Raw genomic sequence first — 14,238 nt, 5'->3', positions numbered from 1 at the left:
TTCTGTGGAGCTAAGGAGAATTGAACTCCTGACCTCCTGCATGCCATGCAGGCGCTCTACCAACTGAGCTATAGCCCCTTGCTGTGCCGCTTCGTTCGCGGGTTTCCCCCTGGCGACGTCGACAACATTAACGCCCCTGCTCGCGCATCACCAAATCGTTTCCGGAGCAGCCCGACAAAGTCCGTAATGTCCGGTTTTCGTGATGATCCGTCAAGCCGTGGCGAACGAGTAGAAGCGCTTGAGGGTGCAGTGCTCGTCGAGCAGGCGCCCGTAGATCGGTTCACCCTCGAGCTCCCTGTAGGTCTCGATGGGGTCCCCTTTTATGATCAGCGCCCGCGCGCACTCCTCGCACCAGTACTGGTAGTCGGGGTTGATCGGGTCCATGTCGCGGACGATGGGCGTGCCGCTGCCGCACCAGTCACATTTACGCCTGTGTGCACCCATAGTCAGCTCCAGCTGTGGCCGCAGGCCGTGCACACGTAGGACACGCCTCCATTGTCACCGAGGACCTGGGCGACATGGGCCGAACCGCAGGACGGACAGTTGAGGCGAGCACAGGCCTCCGTCGTGGCAAGCAGGTCGTCGGCCTCATGGGCCTCCTTGCCGCCGGACATCGCGCGCTCCCTCCCGTACGGCCGGTGTCCCCTCCGGCCGTCCGATTCTGCCATGGCCACGCGAGAGGGTCAGCGGCGTTTGCGAAGGAGATCGGTCACCACGGCCAACGCAAAGGATCCCGCCCCTGACGGGGACGGGATCCGGGTTGTGGAGCTAAGGAGAATTGAACTCCTGACCTCCTGCATGCCATGCAGGCGCTCTACCAACTGAGCTATAGCCCCGCGTGTTCTTCGCGCTCCGCGCTGCGAACAAGAAGAACTTTAGCCTGCGACCTGCCGGAAAGTGAAATCCGGGTCCCGGAGCAGGCTCCGGCGCTGGGCGCCCAGCCTGCCCGAAGGCTCAGGCGTGCTCAGGTGTCGTCGCCGAGCACCGGCTCGGGGAGCGTGCCGGCGTTGTGCTCGAGCAGCCGCCAGCCGCGCGCGCCCTCGCCCAGCACCGACCAGCAGCAGTTGGACAGGCCGCCCAGGCTCTCCCAGTGGTGGGCCTCCAGACCGAGGAGCCGGCCGATGGTGGTGCGGATGGTGCCGCCGTGGCTGACCACGACGAGGGTGCCGTCGTCGGGCAGCTTGTCGGCCTGGTGCAGCACGACCGGCGCGGCCCGGTCGGCGACCTCGGTCTCCAGCTCGCCGCCGCCGCGCCGCACAGGTTCGCCGCGCTTCCAGGCGGCGTACTGCTCGCCGTAACGCCCCACGATCTCGTCGTGCGTCAGGCCCTGCCAGACGCCCGCATAGGTCTCCCGCAGGGCCGAGTCGTACGAGACGTCCAGGCCGGTGATTCCGGCCAGCTCACCGGCCGTCGCCGCGGCCCGCTTGAGGTCGGAGGCGACGATCGCGTCCGGCTTCAGCGAGGCGAGCAGCCGTGCGGCGCGGCGCGCCTGCGCGTGCCCGGCCTCGGTCAGCTCGATGTCCGTGGAGCCCTGGAAGCGGCGCTCCAGGTTCCAGGCCGTCTGGCCGTGGCGCCACAGGACGACGCGGCGGCCGCGAGCGGGCTTGGCGGAGCCAGGCCCGGAACCGTCGGTGCCCGGGCCGCTCGCACCGCCGGCGTCCGCCGTGAGGCCGCTCCCGTTGTCGCTGCCGTTCAGCTCAGCTCACCGTCCGTGCCGGCCGAGAGCTGTGCGTGCTCCCGGGCCTTGCCGCGGGTCTTCAGGGCATCCTCGGGCAACGGCATCTCGGGGCAGTCCTTCCACAGCCGCTCGAGGGCGTAGAAGACGCGCTCCTCGCTGTGCTGGACGTGCACGACGATGTCCACGTAGTCCAGCAGGATCCAGCGGGCGTCGCGGTCGCCCTCGCGGCGCACCGGCTTGGCGCCGAGCTCCTTGTTCAGCCGCTCCTCGATCTCGTCGACGATCGACTTGACCTGGCGGTCGTTGGGAGCGGAGGCGAGCAGGAAGGCGTCGGTGATCGACAGCACGTCGCTGACGTCGTAGGCGATGATGTCGTGCGCGAGCCGGTCGGCTGCCGCCTGGGCGGCGGCGTTGACGAGCTCGATGGAACGGTCCGTAGCGGTCACTAGCAGGCTTTCGTCGGCGGTCGGGAACCCTTCAAGGGTCTCACGGACCGCCGACAGCCCACGAAGGGATTGTTCGGCCTGCCCGGCCCCGGCTACTCGATCTCGTAGTCGGAGCCGAGGACCACCGAGACATCCGCGTTGGCGGCGGCCTTGCCCTTCTTGACCGCACTCGCCGGCAGATTCAGCGTCTTGGCGACCTCCGACGCCTTGGCCTTGGACGCCTCGTCGGCATAGGTGACCTGCGAGGAGGTGGCCGTGGCCGCCTTGCCGCCGTCGACGACCGCGTAGCCGCCGTTGACCAGGGCGATCCTGGCCGTCTCGGTCGCCTTGGAGTTCCCGCTGGCGTTCTTGATGCCCACGCGGACCGCGCCGCCCGCGTCCGGCGCGCTGACCGAGCCGCCCAGGATGTCCTTGACCACACTGCTCGCGGCCTGGTCGGTGAGCGTGCCGTCCTCCTGCACGGGCAGCAGGGCGGTCCTGTAGTCCCCGCCCTTGGCGTGCTCGGCGAGCCCCGCCAGGGACGCGCCCAGGTCGTTCTCGTCCAGCGAGGGGTCGAGGATCTGGGCCAGGGTCTCCACGATCACGGTCGCCGACCTCGGGTCGTCCGGGAACTTCTTCAGCACGCCCTGCATGACCTGGCCGAAGCGCTGCAACTGCTTCGCCTCGGCCTCACCCGGGCCGAGGTAGGTGGCGTAGGCGACGGCAGACCGCCCGTTGAGCGTCTGGTTCTCACCCTTCTTCACCAGCGGAGCGGTGCCCTTCTTCGCACCCGGCACCTCGGTGTCCGTGGTCAGGTCGATCGTGCCGACCAGCTCGACGAGATTCTCCAGGAACGGGGTGTCCAGCCGCCAGGTTCCACTGATCTTGGCGCCGAGGAGGGTGCCGATCGCCTCGCGGGTACCGGTGGAGCCGTCGTCCTCGACCGACTTGGCGAGCGTGGTCGCCGTGCCGTCGTCGTTGGCGACCGAGAGGGCATTGGGAAGCAGGACGGTGGTGCCCTGCTTGGTGGTGACGTTGTCGACCAGCAGCAGGGTGGAGGTGCCGGCCTTCTTGGTGTTGTGCAGATGCACGACGATCACATCGCGCTTCTGCGGGCCGCTTGCGGCGGTGCCGCTGCCCTTGGAGTCCGAGAGGCCGGGCAGCTTGCCCGCGTACCAGAGGTAGCCGACACCGCCGACGAGGGCGAGGGCCATGGCGACGACCAGAGCGACGACCCGGTTGCGGCCGCGCCGCTTGGCCTCCTCACGCCGCTCGGAGCGGCTCTCGGTGAATTTCAGCCAGTCGATGACGTCTTCGGAGTCCTCGTCCGGCTCCTCGATGAACGAGAACTGCTCGGTCCGGTAGTCCCGTTCGGCTTCCGGGCGACGCTGCTGCGGAACAGAAGCCTGCTCCGGCTGCCGGCGCTCCTGCGGCCCGGGCGGAGTGGGCTGCTGCTGCTGGGGGATGCTCCACTGCTGGGTTGTGTCGACGATCGAGGGCTGGGTGCCGGTGTCGTAGCCGTAGCCCTCGTAGCCGCCGTAGCCGTAGCCCTGGGCCGGAGGCTGGGGCTCGGGCTGGGTGGGCTGCTGGGGGTAGGGCCGGCCGTACGGGTCGTACCCGTAGCTCTGCCCCTGCCCCTGGCTCTGCCCCTGCCCCTGGCTCTGTCCCTGCCCCTGGGCCTGCTGGTCCTGCTGCGCGTAGGGGTCGTACTGCTGGGGCTGCTGATACACCGGTTGCCCGTACTCGTCGTAGCCGATGATCTGCGGCTGCGGATAGTACGGGTCGTACGGGTTGTGCTGGTCGTTCACCGGTGCCCCTCTCCGTGGCTCACTCGCCCCGGTACAACTGGCGCTTGTCGATGTAGCGCACCACACCGTCCGGAACCAGGTACCAGACCGGATCTCCCTTGGCGACCCTTGCGCGGCAGTCGGTGGAGGAGATCGCCAGTGCCGGGATTTCCACCAGCGAGACCCCGCCCTCCGGCAGACCGTCGTCCGTCAGATCATGGCCCGGCCGGGTCACTCCGATGAAATGAGCGAGCGAGAACAGCTCTGCGGCATCGCGCCATCCGAGGATCTGCGAGAGCGCATCGGCGCCCGTGATGAAGAACAGGTCCGCGTTCTCGTTGAGTGCGTGCAGATCCCGCAAGGTGTCGATCGTGTACGTCGGCCCGGGTCGGTCGATGTCGATACGGCTGACCGAGAACTGCGGGTTGGACGCCGTGGCGATGACCGTCATCAGATAGCGGTCCTCGGCCGGTGACACGTTCTTGTGGGTCTTCTGCCACGGCTGTCCGGTGGGTACGAACACGACCTCGTCGAGGTGGAACAAGGCGGCCACCTCGCTGGCGGCCACCAGGTGCCCGTGATGGATCGGGTCGAACGTCCCGCCCATCACACCGAGCCGGCGCCTGCCGGAACCGGAACCGGTGACCACTATCTGCTCTCCCATGCGTGCAGAGCCTACTGGCACGGCCGGCCGGCGCGGTCTCAGCGGTCGCGGTTGAAACGGGTGGTGATCCACAGCAGCAGGAGCAGCACGAACAGAGCGCCGCCGCCGGTGAGGTAGGGGTTGAGGCTGTCGTGGTTGCCACCGTGCTCGGCGCCCTCGGCGAGAGTGACCAGGTTGGCGGCGGTGCTGGCGAGGCTCATCTTCAGCAGGACCTATCGTCGGGAGTCGGAGCGGAGAGACTTCGGGCACATCGTATGCGGGCGCCCCGGGCACGCTCACGCCGACTCAGTCGTTGAGGTTCCCGTCGGCGCCGTTGTCGCAGCGCCCGCGGTTTTCCGGGGTGGGATCCACCGTCGTTCCGCGGTCGTTCGACGGTTATCCACAGCCCCCGCCGCGCCGCAGCCCCAGCACCTACGCTGGGGTCCGTCAGGGGGACGAGCAACGACTCGCAGGACAAACAGGGGGCACCATGAGCGACACCCACGAGCACGTTCCGAGCAGGCAGCGCAAGCGCTTCCCCGGTATCTCCTCGCGGGCCTACGAGCATCCCGCGGACCGCTCGGCGCTGGTCGCGCTGCGCAAGCTCAGCGGGTTCGACACCGTCTTCAAGGCACTGAGCGCACTGCTGCCCGAGCGCAGCCTGCGGCTGCTGTTCCTCTCCGACTCGGTGCGGGTGAGCGACGCCCAGTTCGCGCACCTGCACAGCATGCTCCGCGATGCCTGCTACATCCTGGACCTGGAGAAGATCCCGGCGATGTATGTGGCGCAGGACCCGCGTCCCAACGCGATGTGCATCGGCCTGGACGAGCCGATCATCGTCGTCACCACCGGGCTGGTGGAGCTGCTGGACGAGGAGGAGATGCGAGCGGTGGTCGGGCACGAGGTGGGCCATGCCCTCTCGGGCCACGCCGTCTACCGCACGATCCTGCTCTTCCTCACCAACCTGGCGCTGAAGGTGGCCTGGATCCCGCTCGGCAATGTGGCGATCATGGCGATCGTCACGGCGCTGCGCGAGTGGTTCCGCAAGTCCGAGCTCTCGGCGGACCGCGCGGGGCTGCTGGTCGGCCAGGATCTGCAGGCGTCGATGCGCGGTCTGATGAAGATCGCGGGTGGCAATCATCTGCACGAGATGAACGTGGACGCGTTCCTCGAGCAGGCCGAGGAGTACGAGGCCGGCGGCGACCTCCGGGACTCGGTACTGAAGATTCTGAACATGCTGCCGCGCTCGCACCCGTTCACCACGGTGCGTGCGGCCGAACTGAAGAAGTGGGCCGAGAGCCGCGACTACCAGCGGGTCATGGACGGTCACTACCCCCGCCGCTCGGAGGACAAGGACACCTCCGTCAGCGACTCCTTCCGTGAGTCGGCCTCGCACTATGCCGATTCGGTGCGCACCAGCAAGGATCCACTGATGAAGCTGGTCGGCGACATAGCCGGCGGCGCGGGCGACCTCGGCGGGAAGCTTCGCGACAAGTTCACCGGCACTTCGGGCGGCGGGAAGGCTTCCGCGGGCGGCGACGGAGGTGGTCAGGGCGAGGGCTGAGCATCGGGCGACAGCGCCCCGCACAGGGCCGGGGTGGCCGGGCCGATCGCGTACGGGTCGGTGCCGGCCGGCCCGTCCGGGCCCGCCCGTTCACCGGCGAGCAGGGGCTGCAGGGCGTCCGACGCGTCGGAGGAGCAGGACTGCGGTCCGGCCTGGAGATAGCTGACCAGCAGTTCGAGGCGGTGCAGCCGGAGATCTTCGCGGTCGAAGCGGAAGTGCAGTTCGCGCCGGACGGTGAACAGCGAGGCGTCGGCCGCGCGAGGCCCGCTCGCCTCCTGGGACCGTGGTCCGCTCACTTCGACGGGTTGACCGCCGGCACCGTCCGCCCGGGAATCTCCGGTGTCGGCCGGGCTCAACGCGTAGACGAAGGTGTGGTCCGACGTCACTTCCAGCACGTCGTTCCCGGTCTCGGTGGCCTGCAGTGTGCCGCGTACGCGCACCTCGGGGTCGGCCAGCGCCACCTTCGCGGCGTCGAAGCGCACCAGCCAGCCGGTGGCCGCGTGACGGCCGTCGGCAGTGGGCGTGGCGACGCTCCGGTCGAACTGCGGCAGCTGGTCGGGGTCGAGGAGCACCCGGACGGGACGGACCGCGCCGCCGGTGAGCACATCGGGGTCGAGCGAGGATTCCACGAGGTAGTCCTTGACCGTGGTCAGCGCGGTCATCACCTGTCCCTCGGAGAAGTGGGCGGTACGGCGCACGGCGGGCAGGGCGATCCCGGCGGCGCCGGTACGGAACTGGGCGGCCGGACTGCGCGAGAAGAGGGCTTCGGGGGTGCCGCCGGGGACGGGACCGCGCGGTGCGAGCGGGATCAGGGTGATCCTCATCGGGTCCGCCGCCGTGCTCCGGCCCGGCTGGTACGGATGGCGGAAACCCAGATAGATCGCCGTACCGAAGGCGATCACGATCAGCAGGACGAGCAGCAGGATCGGCTTGGAGGCGCGCCGCCCGCTCCAGACGGGGAGGCTGCGCACGGCGGGCGCGTGCTCGCCCATCCGCTCCATCGCGGAGTATTCCTGCATCCGGGCAGCCCGCACGAACGATTCGTCGAAGACAACGGATCGATACTCGTCCTCGCCGCCGCCGGGGAGTCCCTCGGGTGTCCCCTCGGGCGGCTCGCCACGCCCAGCCATACCTTCAGGGTAGGTCTGACAGGGGCACGGTAAACGCCACGGTGTGCGACAAGTTCCGACGAGTTGCGACCCATTCTTACTCCGCGGTCAGGGGGTGTGCTGCTCGGCGGGGACCGGTGGTGCGGAGCGGGCGTCGGTGACCTCCGGGCCATGGCCGCTGCCGGTGACGGTCGCGCCCGTGGGGGTGGCATCGGCGCCGGTCGTCGTGGGCGCCGGAACCGTCGGGTCCTGGCGGTTGCCCGAGGCGCCCCGGTAGACGGCCGTGAAGGCGAGGGCGACCATGCCGATGCCCATCACCAGGGCCAGTACCCAGGCCACCGGACGGTGCCAGCGTGCGGTGCCGCGGTAGGGACGCAGGGCGCCGCCGTGCCTGCCGTACGGACCGGTGAAGTCGTCGTCGGGGTCGGCGTCGTCATCGTCGTCGCGGGTACCGCCCCTGGCATACGCGCGGGAACCGTACTCATCGTCGTAGAGCTCGTCCTCGGCTCCCACTGTGCGGGATCCGGAGCGGGCGGCCTCGGCCTCGGCGCGCGCCTCGGCCGCGGCGAGCAGTCGCTCCACCGCTGTCGGCTCATGGAACGCGGCGGCCCGGACGAAGTCCTCGTCGAACACCACGGAGGCGAAGTCCTCGTCCGCGCCCCCGCGGTCGTCGTCGGGCTCCCAACCGTCCGGGAACGGCCTGCCCCCCACGTCGTCCGGCACGCCTTCAGAGTAGACCTGGCCGGTGGGTTTGGGCAGGGAGAGTGCGAACTCTCCCCGCCCGGGTGACGCGCTTCGCGCCGGCGCTGACGGTCACCTGGTGTGACCGTCTCCCGTCACGATGTACTTCGTCGAGGTCAGCTCAGGAAGCCCCATGGGGCCGCGCGCGTGCAGCTTCTGCGTGGAGATACCGATCTCCGCGCCGAAGCCGAACTGGCCGCCGTCCGTGAAGCGCGTGGAGGCGTTCACAGCGACCGTCGTGGAATCGACCAACTGGGTGAACCGGCGCGCCGCCGCCTGCGAGGTGGTGACGATCGCCTCGGTGTGGCCCGAGGACCACAGCCGGATGTGGGCGACTGCCGCGTCGAGCGACTCGACGACCGCGGCGGCGATGTCGTAGGAGAGGTACTCCGTCTCCCAGTCCTCGGCGGTGGCGGCCACGACGGTGGCCTTGGTGGCGTCCGCGTACTCGATCACCCGCTCGTCGCCGTGCACGGTCACCCCGGCGTCGGCAAGGGCGTCCAGGGCGCGCGGCAGGAAGGCCGCGGCGATGTCCCGGTGGACCAGCAGCGTCTCGGCGGCGTTGCACACGCTCGGGCGCTGCGCCTTGGAGTTGATCAGGATCTCGACGGCCATGTCGATGTCGGTCTCGGCGTCCACATAGACGTGGCAGTTGCCGGTGCCGGTCTCGATGACCGGGACGGTGGACTCCTCCACGACCGTGCGGATCAGCGAGGCGCCGCCGCGCGGGATGAGCACGTCGACCATGCCGCGGGCCCGCATCAGCTCCCGTACGGAGTCCCGGCTCTCGCCCGGCACGAGCTGCACCGCGTCGGCCGGCAGACCGGAGCCTCCGACCGCGTCCCGCAGCACGCGCACCAGTGCCGTGTTGGAGGAGTACGCCGAGGACGAGCCGCGCAGCAGCACCGCGTTGCCCGACTTGAGACAGAGCGCGGCGGCGTCCACGGTCACGTTCGGGCGGGCCTCGTAGATGATGCCGACGACGCCGAGCGGGACGCGCACCTGCCGCAGGTCGATGCCGTTGGGCAGCGTCGAGCCGCGCACCACCTCGCCGACCGGGTCGGGCAGCGCCGCCACGTGCCGTACATCGGCGGCGATCGCCCGCACCCGCTCCGGGGTCAGCGTGAGCCGGTCGATGACCGACTCGCTGGTCCCGGCTTCGCGGGCGCGCGCGATGTCCTCGGCATTGGCGGCGACGATCTCGCTGGTACGGACCTCGAGCGCGTCCGCGATCGCCAGCAGCGCGTCGTCCTTGGCCGAGCGCGGCAGTGGCGCGAGGTCGGCGGCGGCGGCGCGGGCCCGATAGGCCGCCTGGGCGACCGGGGACATGTTGTCGTACGGCGTGACCGAAGAGAGCGACGTCATACCCGCAGGGTAATGCGCCCGGCGGGGGCACCCGGAACGTATCCCGTACCGCGAGACACAAGCCTCAGAAGGGGTGTACGCCCACCGGGGCCGCCGGCGGCGGACCGTAGCCCTCCGCGATGCGCTGGTGGTAGGTCTCGCGGTCGATGACCTCGAGCCCGACGATCTTCCACGGCGGCAGTTTGGCGGTGGACCGGTGCTCGCCCCACAGCCGCAGTGCCACGGCGGCCGCGTCGTGCAGGTCGCGCGCTTCCTCCCAGTAGCGGATCTCCGCATGGTCGTTGGCGTACCGGCTGGTGAGCAGGAAGGGATGGTCGTGGGCAAGCTGTTCCAGACCGCGGCGAACCTCCTTCAGCGGGGTCTCGGGGCCCGAGACGCTGAGCGTGATGTGCCACAGCTTGGACAGCGGGCGCTCGTGGGGACGCTCCGGCGTGAGGACGCCTTCCGCCCGGGCTTCGGTACCCGTCTCCGTACCCGGTTCCTCGGGCGCGTCCGTACGGGTGTCGGTCTCCGCCGCGGCGCCGGCGGCGACGCTCGTCAGGGCTCGTTCCTCGCCCACGGCCCGGCGGGCGCGGGGCAGTCCCCCGTTCCCTCGGGTCACGTCCCCAGGGCGCGCTCGTCTCACCGGCGGCCTCCTGTTGCTGCGTTGTTGCCCTACCCCGCAATTCCCCCGCAACAAAGTTGACCAGCCCGCGGCGGCGCATGGGGCGGTTTTGGTAAAGGTCTCTGCCGCAAGGCGGGACTTTCCGCCGTTTCGGTGGGCCCTCAGGGTTTGATGACGACCAGATCGTCCCTGTGTACGACCTCTCGTTCGTACGCCGGTCCCAGCTCCTTCGCCAGCTCGCGGGTCGAGCGGCCGAGCAGTTGCGGGATCTCCTTGGCGTCGAAGTTGACGAGCCCGCGTGCCACAGGACGGCCGGCCGAGTCGCGCAGCTCGACCGGGTCCCCGGCGCTGAACTCGCCCTCGACCGCGGCGATTCCGGCCGGCAGCAGCGACTTCTTGCCCTGCACCACGGCCCGTACCGCGCCGTCGTCGAGCGTGAGCGAGCCCTGCGGGGTGGAGGCATGGGCGAGCCACAGCAGCCGGTCGGCGGAGCGGCGCCCGGTGCGGTGGAAGTACGTCCCGGTGGCGCGGCCGGCGAGCGCGTCGGCCGCGCGGCTGGCGGAGGTGAGGACCACGGGGACACCGGCTGCGGCCGCGATCCGGGCCGCCTCGACCTTGGTGACCATGCCTCCGGTGCCGACACCGGCCTTGCCGGCGCTGCCGATCTGTACATGGGCGATGTCGTCCGGGCCGCGCACCTCGTCGATGAGGGAGGTGCCGGGTCTGGCCGGGTCGCCGTCGTAGAGGCCGTCGACGTCGGAGAGCAGGACCAGCAGATCGGCGCGGACGAGATGGGCGACGAGCGCGGCAAGGCGGTCGTTGTCGCCGAAGCGGATCTCGTCCGTGGCCACGGTGTCGTTCTCATTGACGACCGGGACGGCGCCCATGGTCAGGAGCTGGTCCAGGGTCCGGTAGGCATTGCGGTAGTGGGCGCGGCGGCTGGTGTCGTCGCTGGTGAGCAGCACCTGGCCGACGCGTACGCCGTAGCGGGCGAAGGAGGCGGTGTAGCGGGCGACGAGCAGGCCCTGGCCGACGCTGGCGGCGGCCTGCTGCCGGGCCAGGTCCTTGGGGCGGCGGGCCAGTCCGAGCGGCGCGAGTCCGGCGGCGATGGCGCCGGACGAGACGAGGACCATCTCCTTCTCACCGCCGCTGCGGACTTTTGCGAGCACGTCGACGAGTGCGTCCACGCGATCGGCGTCGAGCCCGCCGGAGGCGGTGGTCAAGGAGGACGAACCGACCTTGACGACGATCCTGCGAGCCTGGGTCACCTGCTGTCTTGCCACTGTCACAAGGCCGAATCTATGTCAGGCGGCGCCGCCCGCGCGCACCTATTCCGCCCGCTGGACAGCCGGCCGCACGCAGGGGGGCGGCCGGTACCGATTTCCGAATGCGCGGGGGGAGTTCCGGACAAACGATAGAGTGCCAGTGGGCGGTGGCCCGCGTGTGTGCGGCCTGCCTCCGGCCCCCACCTGCGACTCAGGGATTCCACAAGAGACGGGGCACTGTCGTGTCGGTAAAAGTGAGTGTCGTCATTCCGGTTTACAACCCGGGCAAGTACATCGATCCCTGCATTGACTCGCTGGTCAGTCAGACGCTTCCACCGGAAGAATTCGAAGTGCTTTTCGTCAATGACGGATCCACCGACGACACCCCGGAACGACTCGACAAGCTCGCCGCCCGGCATCCGCACTTCCGCGTGATTCACATCCCGAATTCCGGCTGGCCCGGCAAACCGCGGAACGTCGGCGTGGCAGAGGCCAAGGGCGAATACGTCCAGTTCCTCGACCAGGACGACCACCTGAGCACCGACGCGCTGCGCCGGCTGTACGAGATGGGCCACCGCAATCGCTCCGACATCGTCATGGGCAAAGTGGCCAGCAACTTCCGCGGCGTTCCCCACGGCGTTTTCCGCCAGGACCGCGAGAAGTGCACCCTGCTCACCGCACCGCTGTACGACAGCCTGACACCGCACAAGATGTTCCGGACGGCTTTTCTGCGGGAGCACGGCATCGCCTACCCCGAGGGAAAGCGCCGCCTCGAGGACCAGCTGTACATGATGAAGGCGTACTTCCCCGCCGAGGTGGTCTCGATCCTGGGGTCGTACACCTGCTACCACTACTCGAAGCGCGACGACGGAAACAACGCCGGATCCGCCAAGCTCGTCCCGGACGGCTACTACGGGAATCTCCGCGAGGTCCTCGACGTCGTCGTCGCCAACACCGAGCCGGGCGCGCTCAGGGACCGGATCCTGCGCCGCTTCTACCGCGTGGAGATGCTCACGCGGCTCAGCGAACCGGCTGTACTGAAGTACGAAGCCGACTACCTCCGGGAGATGACGGACGCCGTACGGCCGCTCGCCCTGGACTTCATGGACAGCTCCGTGCACGACGGGCTGGGCCCGATGCTGCGGCTGCGTTCCACCGTGCTGCGCGACGACAACCCCGAGGGGCTGCTCGAACTCGCCCGCTTCGCATCCTCGGTCAAGGCCGCCGTACGGCTGGAGAACCTCGCCTGGGAGCCCGACGGCCGGATCGCGGTCACGATCGCGGCACGCCTGGTGCACGGCGACGACCGCCGGCCGCTGACGCTGCTGCGCCGCGACGGGCGGATCCATCTGCACCCGGACGTCACCGGAGACCTGCTGCCCGACGGCGAGCTCCTCGACGTCACCGACGACATCAAAGCCTTCAAAGCGGAGCTCGCGCTGCGCAACCGCGAGACGGCCGTCGAGTGGCACTGCCCGGCCACGCTCGAGGCACAGGTCGAGGACCTGGACGGCGACGGCTGCGAGGTCGTGCTGCGCGGCGTCGGCCGGCTCTCCTCCGAGGCAGGCCGGGGAGGCCGGGCCGCCCTCGATCGCGGCTTCTGGGACGCATGGGTGTCCGTATGGGGCCTCGGACTCCTGCGGAAGGTCCGGCTCGGCGCCGACCGCGCACCGCATGTCGACGAGCAGTGCCTCCCCGCGCTGCTCTCCACGCCGGCCCGCCCGGTGATCCCGTACTTCACGGATCCGCACAGCAATCTCACCCTTGATGTCGCAGGGCGCGCCAAGAAGATGGCCACCTATCTCGCGCGCCGACCCGTGCTGCGCATGCCCGGCCGTCCGGTGCATCTGCGGCTGGAGGTCTTCACCACCCGGGCCACCGGGCACGCCGAGGCGGAGCTGGTGCTGAGCGAGCTGCCACCCCCCTCGGGTCCGACCGCGTCGGTCGACCTCTCCGGCCCTCCGTCTGCCGCAGAGGTGCCGCAAGCAGCCGGCCCGTCCGCCGTGCACACCTTCCCGGCCTCGGTGCGCCCCGTCCATGGCCGGGTCCATCTCACCGTGCCGGCCCGGGTGCCGGGGGCTCCGGCGGGCAGCCGGCAGCTCTCCGTGCGGCTGGACGGCCCGAAGGGACCCGACCTGCCGTTGTCCCGGGTGAGCGTGGACCGTGCCGGGCGGCTGCGGCTGGACGACCCCCTGCCGCTGCCCGACGCCCACTTGCAGCGGCAGCTGACGATGCAGCAACGCCAGGCCGCACTGCGCGGTGCCGCACGGGCCGTGGCGGGTCCGCTGGTACGCCGGCTGCCGCCCGCCGCACGCCGCAAGGCCCGCCGCCTCGCGGCGCGGGTGCTCGGCTGACCTGCTGATGTGATGCGGGTGCGTGATCATGCGGCTGCGTGATCACGGGACATGAGTCGACAGCAAGGAAGGGATCAGATGCGGCAGCTCTCCATCGCCGGGGCCTGGGTGCACGAACCGAAGATCTTCCCGGACAGCCGGGGCAGTTTCCACGAGTGGTTCAAGGCACCCGACTTCGCCGAGGCGGCCGGACACCGGCTGCGGCTCGAGCAGGCCAACTGCTCGGTCTCCAGCCGGGGCACGCTGCGCGGTATCCACTTCGCCGATGTACCGCCGAGCCAGGCCAAATACGTCAAGTGCGTGCGCGGTGCGGTCCTCGACGTCATCGCCGACATCCGCGTCGGCTCCCCGACATTCGGCCAGTGGGAGGCCGTCCGCCTCGACGACGTGGACCACCACGCCGTCTATCTGTCGGAGGGCCTCGGCCACGCCTTCATGGCCCTGACGGACGACGCGACCGTGGTCTATCTGTGCTCCGAGGGTTACTCCCCCGAGCGGGAGCACGGCATCAACCCTCTCGACGCCGGGCTGGGTATCGAGTGGCCCGAGGGCATCACACCGCTGCTCTCGGACAAGGACGCCGCGGCACCCACGCTTGCCGAGGCCGCCGAACAGGGGCTGCTGCCGCGGTACGAGGAGTGCGAGGCGTACTACGCGCAGCTGCGCGCCCGCGGCTGACGGCCGCCGCGGCACGGGCAACGCA

At 69.9% G+C, this 14,238-nt stretch carries 15 protein-coding genes and 2 tRNA genes; 3 read left to right on the top strand and 14 right to left on the bottom strand.

The window, feature by feature from the left end; genetic code table 11:
• Positions 1 to 5: 5 nt before the first annotated feature.
• The 9 genes from OHS70_RS24905 to OHS70_RS24865 all read right to left on the bottom strand — a co-directional run bounded on the left by OHS70_RS24905 (position 6) and on the right by OHS70_RS24865 (position 4,754).
• Positions 6 to 78 (bottom strand) — tRNA-Ala (locus OHS70_RS24905).
• Between the two features lie 132 nt (positions 79 to 210).
• Positions 211 to 444 (bottom strand): hypothetical protein, encoded by a 234-nt coding sequence (locus OHS70_RS24900; protein ID WP_328400676.1) that lies wholly within the window; start codon positions 442 to 444, stop codon positions 211 to 213.
• A gap of 2 nt (positions 445 to 446) precedes the next feature.
• Positions 447 to 668, bottom strand: a complete 222-nt coding sequence (locus OHS70_RS24895; protein ID WP_328400674.1) for a hypothetical protein — start codon at positions 666 to 668, stop codon at positions 447 to 449.
• Between the two features lie 95 nt (positions 669 to 763).
• Positions 764 to 836 (bottom strand) — tRNA-Ala (locus tag OHS70_RS24890).
• A gap of 128 nt (positions 837 to 964) precedes the next feature.
• Entirely contained in the window at positions 965 to 1,579 is a 615-nt protein-coding gene (locus tag OHS70_RS24885) for a histidine phosphatase family protein (protein ID WP_328405881.1), read from the bottom strand.
• A gap of 113 nt (positions 1,580 to 1,692) precedes the next feature.
• Entirely contained in the window at positions 1,693 to 2,124 is a 432-nt protein-coding gene (rsfS, locus tag OHS70_RS24880; protein WP_328400672.1) for a ribosome silencing factor, read from the bottom strand.
• Between the two features lie 92 nt (positions 2,125 to 2,216).
• Positions 2,217 to 3,911 (bottom strand): LCP family protein, encoded by a 1,695-nt coding sequence (locus OHS70_RS24875; protein ID WP_328400670.1) that lies wholly within the window; start codon positions 3,909 to 3,911, stop codon positions 2,217 to 2,219.
• Between the two features lie 19 nt (positions 3,912 to 3,930).
• Positions 3,931 to 4,554: a nicotinate-nucleotide adenylyltransferase gene (gene nadD, locus OHS70_RS24870; protein WP_328400668.1), complete on the bottom strand. Its 624-nt coding sequence runs from the start codon at positions 4,552 to 4,554 to the stop codon at positions 3,931 to 3,933.
• A 38-nt stretch (positions 4,555 to 4,592) separates the two neighbouring features.
• Positions 4,593 to 4,754 (bottom strand): hypothetical protein, encoded by a 162-nt coding sequence (locus OHS70_RS24865; RefSeq protein WP_328400666.1) that lies wholly within the window; start codon positions 4,752 to 4,754, stop codon positions 4,593 to 4,595.
• Positions 4,755 to 5,023: 269 nt separating this feature from the next.
• On the opposite strand from OHS70_RS24865, the gene OHS70_RS24860 reads away from it, so the two are divergent.
• On the top strand, positions 5,024 to 6,097 hold the full coding sequence (locus OHS70_RS24860) for a M48 family metallopeptidase (RefSeq protein WP_328400664.1): 1,074 nt from the start codon (positions 5,024 to 5,026) through the stop codon (positions 6,095 to 6,097).
• On the opposite strand, the gene OHS70_RS24855 is transcribed toward OHS70_RS24860, so the two are convergent.
• The 5 genes from OHS70_RS24855 to proB form a co-directional block, all read right to left on the bottom strand.
• On the bottom strand, positions 6,082 to 7,227 hold the full coding sequence (locus OHS70_RS24855; RefSeq protein WP_328400662.1) for an SCO2583 family membrane protein: 1,146 nt from the start codon (positions 7,225 to 7,227) through the stop codon (positions 6,082 to 6,084). The two genes, OHS70_RS24860 and OHS70_RS24855, sit on opposite strands and share 16 nt — an antisense overlap.
• 87 nt (positions 7,228 to 7,314) lie before the next feature.
• The gene (locus OHS70_RS24850; RefSeq protein ID WP_328400660.1) at positions 7,315 to 7,929 is read right to left on the bottom strand and encodes an SCO2584 family spore wall biosynthesis protein; all 615 of its coding nucleotides are present in this window, start codon (positions 7,927 to 7,929) and stop codon (positions 7,315 to 7,317) included.
• A gap of 90 nt (positions 7,930 to 8,019) precedes the next feature.
• Entirely contained in the window at positions 8,020 to 9,312 is a 1,293-nt protein-coding gene (locus OHS70_RS24845) for a glutamate-5-semialdehyde dehydrogenase (protein WP_328400658.1), read from the bottom strand.
• A 64-nt stretch (positions 9,313 to 9,376) separates the two neighbouring features.
• Positions 9,377 to 9,937, bottom strand: coding sequence for a hypothetical protein (locus OHS70_RS24840; RefSeq protein ID WP_328400656.1), 561 nt, complete (start codon positions 9,935 to 9,937; stop codon positions 9,377 to 9,379).
• A 140-nt stretch (positions 9,938 to 10,077) separates the two neighbouring features.
• Complete coding sequence (gene proB, locus OHS70_RS24835; RefSeq protein WP_328405879.1) at positions 10,078 to 11,184, bottom strand: glutamate 5-kinase; 1,107 nt, start codon at positions 11,182 to 11,184, stop codon at positions 10,078 to 10,080.
• A 239-nt stretch (positions 11,185 to 11,423) separates the two neighbouring features.
• On the opposite strand from proB, the gene OHS70_RS24830 reads away from it, so the two are divergent.
• Together OHS70_RS24830 and rfbC are read left to right on the top strand one after the other, a co-directional pair.
• On the top strand, positions 11,424 to 13,535 hold the full coding sequence (locus tag OHS70_RS24830) for a glycosyltransferase family A protein (protein ID WP_328400652.1): 2,112 nt from the start codon (positions 11,424 to 11,426) through the stop codon (positions 13,533 to 13,535).
• A 78-nt stretch (positions 13,536 to 13,613) separates the two neighbouring features.
• Positions 13,614 to 14,213 carry a dTDP-4-dehydrorhamnose 3,5-epimerase gene (gene rfbC, locus OHS70_RS24825; protein WP_328400650.1) on the top strand — a complete coding sequence of 200 codons (600 nt, stop codon included), beginning with the start codon at positions 13,614 to 13,616 and terminating at the stop codon, positions 14,211 to 14,213.
• Positions 14,214 to 14,238: the final 25 nt, after the last annotated feature.

Origin of the sequence: Streptomyces sp. NBC_00390 (assembly GCF_036057275.1) — a bacterium.
GTDB lineage: Bacteria > Actinomycetota > Actinomycetes > Streptomycetales > Streptomycetaceae > Streptomyces.
Note: the sequence above shows the minus strand (reverse complement) of the source record. Positions and strands in the feature narration are given on the sequence as shown.

Excerpts from the sequence above, each read along its gene's own strand:
- OHS70_RS24855 (WP_328400662.1), bottom strand. The coding sequence starts at position 7,227 with ATGGCTGGGCGTGGCGAGCCGCCCGAGGGGACACCCGAGGGACTCCCC.
- OHS70_RS24865 (WP_328400666.1), bottom strand. The coding sequence starts at position 4,754 with ATGAGCCTCGCCAGCACCGCCGCCAACCTGGTCACTCTCGCCGAGGGC.
- OHS70_RS24900 (WP_328400676.1), bottom strand. The coding sequence starts at position 444 with ATGGGTGCACACAGGCGTAAATGTGACTGGTGCGGCAGCGGCACGCCC.
- OHS70_RS24860 (WP_328400664.1), top strand. The coding sequence starts at position 5,024 with ATGAGCGACACCCACGAGCACGTTCCGAGCAGGCAGCGCAAGCGCTTC.
- OHS70_RS24895 (WP_328400674.1), bottom strand. The coding sequence starts at position 668 with ATGGCAGAATCGGACGGCCGGAGGGGACACCGGCCGTACGGGAGGGAG.
- OHS70_RS24845 (WP_328400658.1), bottom strand. The coding sequence starts at position 9,312 with ATGACGTCGCTCTCTTCGGTCACGCCGTACGACAACATGTCCCCGGTC.
- nadD (WP_328400668.1), bottom strand. The coding sequence starts at position 4,554 with ATGGGAGAGCAGATAGTGGTCACCGGTTCCGGTTCCGGCAGGCGCCGG.
- rfbC (WP_328400650.1), top strand. The coding sequence starts at position 13,614 with ATGCGGCAGCTCTCCATCGCCGGGGCCTGGGTGCACGAACCGAAGATC.